This window comes from Photobacterium angustum (genome assembly GCF_003026365.1).
Classification (GTDB): Bacteria; Pseudomonadota; Gammaproteobacteria; order Enterobacterales; family Vibrionaceae; genus Photobacterium; species Photobacterium angustum.
Genome location: NZ_PYOM01000036.1, coordinates 1 through 10,254, shown reverse-complemented (window position 1 = coordinate 10,254; position 10,254 = coordinate 1). Strand labels below are relative to the sequence as shown.

Sequence of the window (10,254 nt, the reverse complement as noted above, 5' to 3'; positions counted from 1 at the left end):
AATTTATTTGATCTAAAACAAACAAGATCACGTCATAATAAAGATAAATTTTTAAATTGATAAAGATCTCATTATTTGATTTTTATTATCTATTTGATGAAATTTAGATTTTCAATAAAGAAACAATATAAAAAATAAATGGCAAGACTTTATAATTAATGTGACATATCCCGATGAAAAGTCGATTCAATCATGATAAAGCCTTAATGGTATTCACTTGATTACAAAAAGAACAATTAAGCCACTAGAACACAACAATAAATACCAAAAAAGCAATAAATGTGTTTTTTTCATTATTCATATCGCACTTTTATACTCTTAAGTTTGCCTGCCATTCCTCTTAATAGCACTATTTTACCTATTGATGATTTTAATTAACTGACAAAAGGAATTATAAATGAACGTTTCTTCGTTACGTCATCCTAAAGAAAATCTTTATAAAATGTTATGCATTATTATTGGTGGGTTAATTTGGGTTGGATTATTACTGGGCACACTTTTTAGTATTCTTATTTTTCTTATTCCAGTAGCATTTTTTATTTGGCTATCAAGTAAATTCTTTCAAGCCAGTATTTTTGGTAATGCCGTTCACGTTAATAAAAACCAATATACAAACTTAAATAATATGGCTGACGAAATAGCCACTGCGCTAGATATAAAAGAAAAGCCTGAAATGTTTATTGTAAACTCTCAAGGTTTAACCAATGCTTTAGCGGTGAAATTTCTATCTCGTAAATACACGCTACTGTTTAGCGATTTAGTTGATTTATTATGGGAAGAGAAAAAACAAGATCAGCTGCGTTTTGTTATTGCTCATGAACTTGCTCACCATGCCGCAGGTCACGTAAATTTCTGGATTAACTTATTAATGAAGCCAGCAATGTTTATCCCTTTCTTAGGTTCAGCTTATAGCCGTGCTTGTGAATTAACCTGTGATCGTATTGCTGCTGAAATTATTAATAATAAATCCGCCAGCATTAATGCCCTCATCACTCTAGCATCAGGAAGCCGAGAACTGGTGACTGCAACCAATAATGACAGTTTTGTACAACAAGAGCTGAGCGTGCCTACCGTGTTTGGCTTTTTACAAGAAATTACCTCAAGCCACCCACGTATGACAAAACGTGTTATCGCGATTAATGCTATCAGCTTGGTGATCAAGAATCGACTCTGATCGCTCGTGAAGCCTAACAAATCATTGCCATAGCCAAAAGCCGCTTTAAATTAGCGGCTTTATTCATTTTTAGCACTTAGGTATAGCCTGCGATAAATTATCCACTAACCAATCAGCAAACTGTTTTTCTTCACCGACTAAATTTGCTTTATCACTCATCAGAATATAATCACACCCCGACGGCACAAAACCAAATGGCGCGACCAACACACCTCGTTTGATGTCATCCATGACAAAAGGATATGACCCCATTGCAGCCCCTAGTCCATCAATAGCCGCTTGAATACAAAAGTAGAAATGGCCAAATTTCTGCTGGGAGTGGTGAGTAAAATCAGTTGCTGTACCGCTCATTTGCTGCCAGTTTTGCCATGCGCTAGCTCGAGTTGCACTATGAATCGTCGTGATACTACCAAGATCGTGCTTCACTTTTTCCCAATAATCGGGCGAGAAAACGGGACCCACCCACTCTTCAACTAATGACGTTTTGTAGTAATCACGATGACACTCAAAATCATCACGACGTATCGCAAGCGATAAGCCATTTGTCCCTAATTGAACAGCCCCGCCAGCTGTCGATAAACGCACATCAATACCTGACGATTCATAAAAGCCACTTAGTCGAGGCATTAACCAACGCATGGTTAATGTTGGCTCACATGACACTTCTAACGTATGATGCGCAGGCTTTCGCAACTCATTTACTGTATTTTCCAATACGGTGAAGACTTGACGGGTCGACACTTTTAACTTTTCACCTTCCTGCGTTAAAAAGACGTTACGCCCTTTCTTATAAAAAAGCGCAACGCCTAAATACGCTTCTAGTGCCTTGATCTGTTTACTCACTGCACCATGCGTAATGTTCAATTGCAGTGCCGCTTCACTAAAACTTGAACATGACGCTGCCACATCGAATACATAAAAAGCTTTAAGATGTCTCATCTGTGAATTTTTCTCACACTTTACCCCACTTATTTTCGATTAAAACATAGCCATCGCAAGCATACAATAACGCCATAAAAAACTTGTTGGAGAGATAAATGGAACTGATCAGCTTAGCGATCTTGGGATTATTGATTGTTGTAAGTCCTGGTGCTGACTTCATATTAGTGTTAAAAAACAGCCTCAATCACGGGCGTTCTGCTGGGATCTGGACAGCAATCGGTATTAGCCTTGCGATCACCATCCACATTACCTATTCATTATTGGGGATCAGTTACCTCATCTCACAAAATGAAATGCTATTTAATGCCATTCGCTATGCAGGCGCTGCCTATCTAATTTATTTAGGGATTAAAGGGATCTTTTTTTCTGATAACAAAACCGATCTACAAGGTGCAACGAAGCCGAGTAAAAGTAGCCAACACTTTCTAGCACAAGGCTTTCTTTGTAACGCGTTAAATCCTAAAACCATGCTGTTTTTCTTAAGCGTGTTTAGCCAAGTCATTTCTACTGATACAAGTAATAACCATATCGCTTTGATATATGGTGGTTACATGATTGCGATGCACTGTTTATGGTTTAGCCTTGTTGCGAGCCTATTTACATCAAAAGCACTGCAAACACGTTTATTGAATATGAAGAAGCGACTAAACCAACTCTGTGGCGTAGGACTGGTTACCTTCGGAACTGTGCTGGCATTAAAATCTTAGCGCTTGAAACTCAACGTCGCCGATCATCATTCGGCGACTTTCTTTTTTGCCCCTAATATTTCTACAAAATCCAAACGACTTAGTGAAAAGTTCTCACTAAACACCTCTTACGGAAATAAATCTCGAAAAAATAAGTAAAGTCTCATTTTTATTCTAAATTTTCGTTGACATATTTAATTCATATCACTAATATCCGCGTCGAAGCAAACGATTACATTTCGTAACTATCTGTTTTTACGTTTTTTTTCTTTTCTTTGAGTCAGCTGATCTCGGTCAGTTGTCTTTCTTTTTTCTATAAAAGAGAGAGACAACATTTTAGAGACCAACATGACAAAAATGACTTCTGCAGCACCTACCAGTACTCAAGACACTTCTTGGCAAAACAAAGCAATTTTAAGTGTAGCTTTCCTAATGGCTACGACCTCTGTTGGTCCGGGCTTTTTAACCCAAACTGCCGTTTTTACTAACATCTATAAAATCGACATGGCATTTCCTGTTTTTGCATCCATGTTTATCACCTTCGGTATTGTGATGAACTTGTGGCGCATTGTGGGTGTATCTGGCTTACGTATCCAAGACATTGCTAATCGTGTTGCCCCGGGGATGGGCTATGTTGTCGGTATTCTACTTGCGCTTGGTGCTGTGGCGTTTAACTTTGGTAACGTCAGTGGTGCAGCGTTAGGTCTTAATGTTCTGACGGGTGTCGATACCACATGGGGCGCATTGTTCACAGGCGTTGTCGGTTGTTTACTGTTTGTCGTTCACAATGCCTCTAAGCGCATGGATCAAATGGCACGCTACCTTGGCTTATTTATGATTATGTTAATAGCTTATGTGGCAATGACCAGCCTTCCACCGATGGGTGAAACACTAAAAGCAGCGGTGATACCAACAGATATAAATAACCTATTACTGCCAACATTAACCATTGTTGGTGGTGCTGTCGGTGGCTATTACACCGGTGCGCAGCGCTTAGTTGATGTTGGCTTACAAGGTAAAGAAAATGTAGGCGCAATTAAAAAAGCAGCATGGGCTGGCATTTCAATCGCCGTTGTTATTCGTATTTTGCTGTTCTTAGCGGTATTTGGCGTGATTGCAACGGGCGCAGTTTTAGAGACATCAAACCCAGCCGCCGATGCTTTCCGACAAGGTGCAGGTGAAGTGGGTTATTTTATCTTTGGCTTGGTGTTGTTTGTTGCTTCAATCACTTCAGTCGTTGGTAACTCTTACATGGCAATCTCGCTAATTAAAACCCTTTTCCCTGTGGTTGCGCGCAATGAAAAAACATGGTGTGTGGGCTTCATTATCATCACCAGCCTTGGCACTGTGACCATGAACATGCCTATACTGCTGCTAATGTTAGCAGGTCTTATCAACAGTATTATTCTGCCAGTGGTATTAGCCATGGTACTTGCCGCCACTCGCCGTAAAGACATCGTCGGCGATTACAAACACCCGATGTACCTAACCGTTACAGGCGTATTAATTGTGGTGGTAATGGCAGCGGCTAGCCTATCAAACATCAGTAACTTTATGACGAAGTTTATGGGATAACCCCAACACTTAGTACCGCACAATAAAGGTCTAGTAATAGTACTAGACCTTTGTGCTTTTTATGTAACAGGAAAATACGAACACATTACTCACCGCTTAGTGAATTAAAGCATATTTACGCCAAACGCAAAAAAGCCGCTAACTTTCGCTAGCGGCTTTTTCTAAATATGGCGGAGAGATAGGGATTTGAACCCTAGATACGCTATAAACGTATGCCGGTTTTCAAGACCGGTGCTTTCAACCACTCAGCCATCTCTCCTAAATTGTAATCTCTTATTAAATAAGAGATGGCGGTGAGGGAGGGATTCGAACCCTCGATACGTTGCCGTATACACACTTTCCAGGCGTGCTCCTTCAGCCACTCGGACACCTCACCACATTGTTGCTGAACCGCTATGCGTTTCAACGGCGGCTAATGTAATCACTTATGCGATATCGGTCAAGGTATTTTCCTATTCTCTTATTCATTCGCCGACTTATAGATCAATTAGGTCTATTCTCATACCAATCTATTGTTTTTCATCAATTTCAATTACTGTAACATAACGCTGATATACCTTGCTGTTTATGCATCCGTAGTACTCAATTACAGGTTTTTTATGCGATATTTCTCATTTTTTTATCTCTTCTTATTCTTTCTCATTTCCACCCCACTATCTGCTGAAGAGAACGCATCAAACGAACATTTTATTGCCAGCAAGATCAGCCAGCTTGAAGCTCAACAAAAAACGCCTGAAATAATCAAACAGCTTTCTGCTTATCAAACAGCGGAAAACCAGCTTGAGAAAACTAAAAACTTTAATCAAGCAACACGTAGTTATGAAAAGCTAATGAACTCCTACCCAGAAGATAAGGCAAGAGTTCAAGATCAAATAGCGAATTTTAGCGCGACCGAATTTCCAGCATCTAACGACTGGGATCACGACCAGCTAACATTAGAAATTGCAGAGCAAGATACCAAGCTGGTCCAACTCGAGATAGCACGCCAATCATACCGCAATATTTTAATTGAAATTGAGCATGGTATTGACGATTTCTCATACCAAACCAATAAGTTAAGAACACAAAAACAAAGTATCAGTAAAGAGCTAGCTCAAGCGCAACGGGGCAATAACACAGAAGCTATCATGCTGCTTCAAATCGCCGAGCAATATACAACTAGCCATTTATTTATGCTGGAAGCTGAACAGCTAAGTGCTGGTAATCGTCGTGCCTTAGCAAAACTAAACCTGCAATATGAAAACTTACAAATTGAAGCACATCAGGCATATCGTAATAACTTACAAAATACACTTAATCGTGTTTTACGCTCTAATGTTTCAGAAAATGATGAGCAAAACCAAGAGCTACAAGCTGATATTCAAAACCAGCCAGAAGTGATTAAACAGCAGTTAACATTAAACAAGCATTTGTCTTCTGAGTTAGCTGCACTGACGTCTAATATTGAGCAAACACAGCAGTCTATTAGTACCACCAATGAGCAGATTGCTGAAACCACACAAACAGCTGATGCATTAAGAGTTATGGCTGATTGGCTTAAAATAAGCCCAATTATTAGTGAGAATCTTCGTAACCGATTACAAAGTTTACCGTCTAATCCACCGATTGATAAACTTAATCGTGATGTCGCCCGTAATCAAATTCGCCTTTATGATTATCAACAACAGTCTGATCTACTGAAAAATAATAAAGAAAAAATCAGTACCAGTAACCTATCACAGCAACAAATTGATCGTTTACATGCACTGATACAAGATAATCTCAAACTATATAGTGATATTAATAAAGCGTCTGAAACGTTAATTTACCAACAAGCTAAGCTTAAAGTTATTTTCGATCGCTTAAATAGCATGCTGATCAAGATTAAAAATGAATCAGCAAAATTACTTTTTTGGGCACCCAATACTAACCCACTCAGCTTTGATGTAATCAAACAAATGGGTGAAAAAATCAAATGGTTCTTTTCTCCAACACAATGGATAGGTCTTGTTAAAGTCCCGCATTTTATTAGTCCTTACTCATTGTTTGCTAGCGTTTTTGTCATTGCTTCACTGCTTGCATTTCTATATTTTGCCAAAAAACATTGGGTACTTTATTTAGAAAAAACCAGCAAACGAATTAATCGCGTCACTGAAGATAAATTCCGCTATAGCTACACTAATGTTGCGATTGCCTTCATCCTTGCATGGCCAATCCCTCTTATCATATTTATTGTTGGTTATACTTTAAGCCTTGCTTGGCAGTTACCCTTTATTTTCCATTTAGGCCAAGCTCTATCACTACCTTATGCACTGGTTGTCTTCTTTTTCATTCGAGAACTAGGCCGTAAAGATGGACTTTTCACCAGTCACTTTGGTTGGTCTGAAGAAATCACCAATAAAGCATTAGATAATTATCGACGGTTAATGATGGTGTTTGTTCCTGCACTTATCTTGCAACAATTCACTATGCTAACTAGCGAACTCGATACAACGGCTACCCTTGGACGATTGGCTTTTATTATTTCTAATATCGCTATCAGTTTTTTCCATTGGCGATTGTGGAAGCTCAAGATGCCTATGACCTATGGTGAGCTGCCTGAAGGAAAAGCCCATATTGGTCACCATATCTTTTGGTGGGTACTTATCATTACCCCACAGGTACTCAACTATGCCGCACTCAATGGATACTTAGCCACATCACAAACCATCATGCTTCGTATTCAGCAAGGTGCCGTGATTGGTGTTGTAGTCTTGCTGGTATATTTCTTAATAAAAAGATTGATGTTAATACAAAAACGTCGATTAGCATTTGAACGTGCAAAAGCAAAACGCCAAGAAATCATTGCTCAGCGTCAAGCTGAAATGTTGGAAGATAAAGACGAACACCACGTTAGTAACGATCTCAGCATTGAAATTGAAGAGCCGAAAGTAGACTTAGATAAAATCAGTGCTCAATCATTACGTTTATTACGCTCGCTATTATCACTGATCTATCTGTTTATTTTAAGTTGGCTGTTTTCCGATTTTTATCAAGCCACGTCACTATTAGAAGGTGTCACGCTATGGGATGTAACCAATACTATCAACGGTATTGAAGAGCTACATACCATTACTTTACAAAGTGTTTTACTGGCGGTATTTGCTTTTGGTTTAACGGTTATTTTGGCACGCGATTTACCCGGTGCTATGGAACTGCTTATTCTTCAGCATCTTGATTTAAGCCCTGGTACGGGTTATGCGATTACTTCTGTTACCCGCTATTTAGCCATTTTCATCGGTATTATTGTCGGCTCGGCATTAATTGGTTTTGACTGGAGCAAGATGCAATGGCTAGTCGCGGCCCTTGGTGTCGGTATTGGTTTTGGTATGCAGGAGATATTTGCCAACTTTATTTCTGGCTTAATTATCTTGTTTGAAAAACCAATTCGTATTGGTGATACAGTAACGATTCGTGAGCTCACAGGCGTAGTCGCGAAAATAAAAACCCGCGCAACTACGATTGTGGACTGGGATAGAAAAGAAGTGATCGTGCCTAATAAAGCTTTTGTAACTGAGCAATTTATTAACTGGTCGTTGTCCGATGCGATTACTCGAGTAAACCTTTCAATCAATGTGAAATTTAAAGCCGATCCTGAGCTAGTAACACAATTATTATTTGAAGCGGCAGAGGAATGTGAACTGGTACTCGATAATCCAGCACCTGAAGTATTCTTCTTAGGATTAACGGCTAATTGCCAACAATTTGAATTGCGTGCTTATGCCGCAGAAACGGGGCATCGCTTAAGTTTAACCCATGACCTCCACTGCCGAATTAAGAACAAATTTATTAAAAATCATATTGATATAGCATCACCGCAGTTAGAAGTCACAATGAAAGGTCAGCAATACCATCCAACCAGTGGCAAATAACATTTAATCATCACTTCACGTACTGCTATTAAATCAATAGCAGTACGTATATCCACAAGTACCCTACTCTCATCCCCCTTTCCAAACTCTCTTCTTATTAAATAATTTTTCTGTTAACACGGAACGATATATCAACAATCACGTTACTTTTGATAAAAAAACCATGAACCAAGATCACAAAAAATAGTTACTGATAAAACTATTATGTTAATTTAATGTTTTTAAAATATTTTTATCTCTAATATAGATATTTGTATCAATAGCTTTTTGATACAAATATTTATAAAAATATTGATTTTACAATAAGAATAAAAAGACAGGGGCCAAGGATGAAGCCAATGATGTATGTTGTTATTGAAGGCATTATCTGGAAAATTACAGATTCAGGCGAATGGGTTCAAATTCCACCTTCAGAAATTATTGATCAGTCGATTCCTTTCATTGAAGAAAGGGCCTACATCAATGACATCCTAAAAACACAGACCAACCAAGATGATGCCCCTGTTATCGAGAGTTCTTCGCATCGTACCCAGTTTTTTCTTGATGCTAACGTTGACCAAGAGCCGCTATCAAGCAACAGCGCTTCTTTTATTTCTCAGATAAAAGCTACATTAGCTGAAACCTTACCCAAAGCTGGATTTAGTACACGTTCAATGACATCTGTTCAAAAAGCAGAGAATGAATCTATTGCAGATGCTATCCCTTCCCTTAAAGCTTCTGCGACGTTAACAGCCTCCATTGTTGATGGTAACGATGGTTATAAAAGCCGATTTGAAACACCTTCTGCCGTACTACTGGGCGACGCTATTGATATTGAAGATGGCAGAATTGTTATCGTTAATGTGACTGATATTAACGGCAAAGTATTTACTTCCACTGCGGTAGTACAAAATCAAAAATGGATTATTAGCAATCAAGACTTAAGCTCCCTTGCTGAAGGTGAGCTTTCTATTTATGCTTCTGTTACCGACTTCTACGGCAATGTTGTCGATGCTAAAGACACAACAATCAAAGATACCTTTGCTGAAATAAACGCAAAGATTGACGGTAAAGGTGATAATTACTTAAGCCTATCTGAAATTACAAATAGTGATTTATTAGGTGAGATAAATTTTGTTGAAAGTGATCAACCAATATCAATCACCATCACTGACAGCCAAGGTAAAACACTACGTTTTGAAACCATCAATGATGAAGCCACTTGGCAAATTAATGATGCTGATCTTTCTTCTCTTGCTGAAGGTGAACTCACTGTTCTGGCAGAAACTGTCGATATAGCGGGTAATCCAGCTTCCGCCACCAGCACTATTATCAAAGATACCTTAGCCACTATTACGGCTGATTTTGACGGTAACGGTGATCGCTTCCTCAATCAAGCCGAAGTCTCAACGACTGAGCTGTTTGGCACTATCGCGAATATTGAAGATGGACAAACCGTGACTATTACCGTCACTGACAGCCAAGGCTTAGAGAAAACCTTTGAGAGCACTATCAGCGCAGGTAAATGGTCAGTTAGTAATGCCGACCTAACCGATTTGGCTGAAGGTGAAATTACCGTTCTGGCTGAATCTACCGATATTGCTGGCAACCCAGCCTCTGCTACCAACACTATCATCAAAGATACTGCGGCAAATATTACGACCAGCTTTGACGGTAAAGGCGATGCGTACCTCAACGCCGTTGAAACACCCATAACCGATGTATTTGGCGCTGTTGAAAATATAGAAGATGGACAAACCGTGACTATTACCATCACAGATAGTAGCGGTGCCGATAAAATTTACACCACCACGGTAAATAACGGTAAATGGACTGTGAATGACGCGGATCTAACATCGCTCGCTGAAGGTCAACTCACCATTACGACCACAGCTACCGATATTGCAGGTAATACAACATCGGCCACTAACACCATTATCAAAGATACCCTTGCAGAAATTACAGCGAACTTTGAAGCTAATGGCGATAGCTTTTTAAATAAAGCCGA

General features: G+C 39.1%; 6 protein-coding genes and 2 tRNA genes. 5 read left to right on the top strand and 3 right to left on the bottom strand.

Features of this window, described 5'->3' with window-relative positions:
• Positions 1-397 precede the first annotated feature (397 nt).
• Entirely contained in the window at positions 398-1,174 is a 777-nt protein-coding gene (locus CTN01_RS22415; RefSeq protein WP_107342218.1) for a M48 family metallopeptidase, read from the top strand.
• 69 nt (positions 1,175-1,243) lie between these two features.
• On the opposite strand, the gene CTN01_RS22410 is transcribed toward CTN01_RS22415, so the two are convergent.
• Complete coding sequence (locus tag CTN01_RS22410; RefSeq protein WP_045149568.1) at positions 1,244-2,113, bottom strand: LysR family transcriptional regulator; 870 nt, start codon at positions 2,111-2,113, stop codon at positions 1,244-1,246.
• Positions 2,114-2,211: 98 nt separating this feature from the next.
• Here CTN01_RS22410 and CTN01_RS22405 point away from each other — a divergent pair, with 98 nt between their 5' ends.
• Both CTN01_RS22405 and CTN01_RS22400 read left to right on the top strand, forming a co-directional pair.
• Positions 2,212-2,823, top strand: a complete 612-nt coding sequence (locus tag CTN01_RS22405) for a LysE family translocator (RefSeq protein WP_045149567.1) — start codon at positions 2,212-2,214, stop codon at positions 2,821-2,823.
• Between the two features lie 327 nt (positions 2,824-3,150).
• The gene (locus CTN01_RS22400) at positions 3,151-4,377 is read left to right on the top strand and encodes an NRAMP family divalent metal transporter (RefSeq protein WP_045149566.1); all 1,227 of its coding nucleotides are present in this window, start codon (positions 3,151-3,153) and stop codon (positions 4,375-4,377) included.
• Positions 4,378-4,545: 168 nt separating this feature from the next.
• Here CTN01_RS22400 and CTN01_RS22395 read toward each other — a convergent pair.
• A tRNA-Ser gene (locus CTN01_RS22395) sits at positions 4,546-4,636 on the bottom strand.
• Between the two features lie 29 nt (positions 4,637-4,665).
• Positions 4,666-4,753, bottom strand: a tRNA-Ser gene (locus CTN01_RS22390).
• A 223-nt stretch (positions 4,754-4,976) separates the two neighbouring features.
• Between CTN01_RS22390 and mscM the strand changes: the two genes are divergently transcribed.
• Both mscM and CTN01_RS22380 read left to right on the top strand, forming a co-directional pair.
• Entirely contained in the window at positions 4,977-8,267 is a 3,291-nt protein-coding gene (mscM, locus tag CTN01_RS22385) for a miniconductance mechanosensitive channel MscM (RefSeq protein ID WP_045149565.1), read from the top strand.
• 329 nt (positions 8,268-8,596) lie between these two features.
• The coding region (locus tag CTN01_RS22380) for an Ig-like domain-containing protein (protein ID WP_249033688.1) at positions 8,597-10,254 on the top strand (1,658 nt) is incomplete at its 3' end.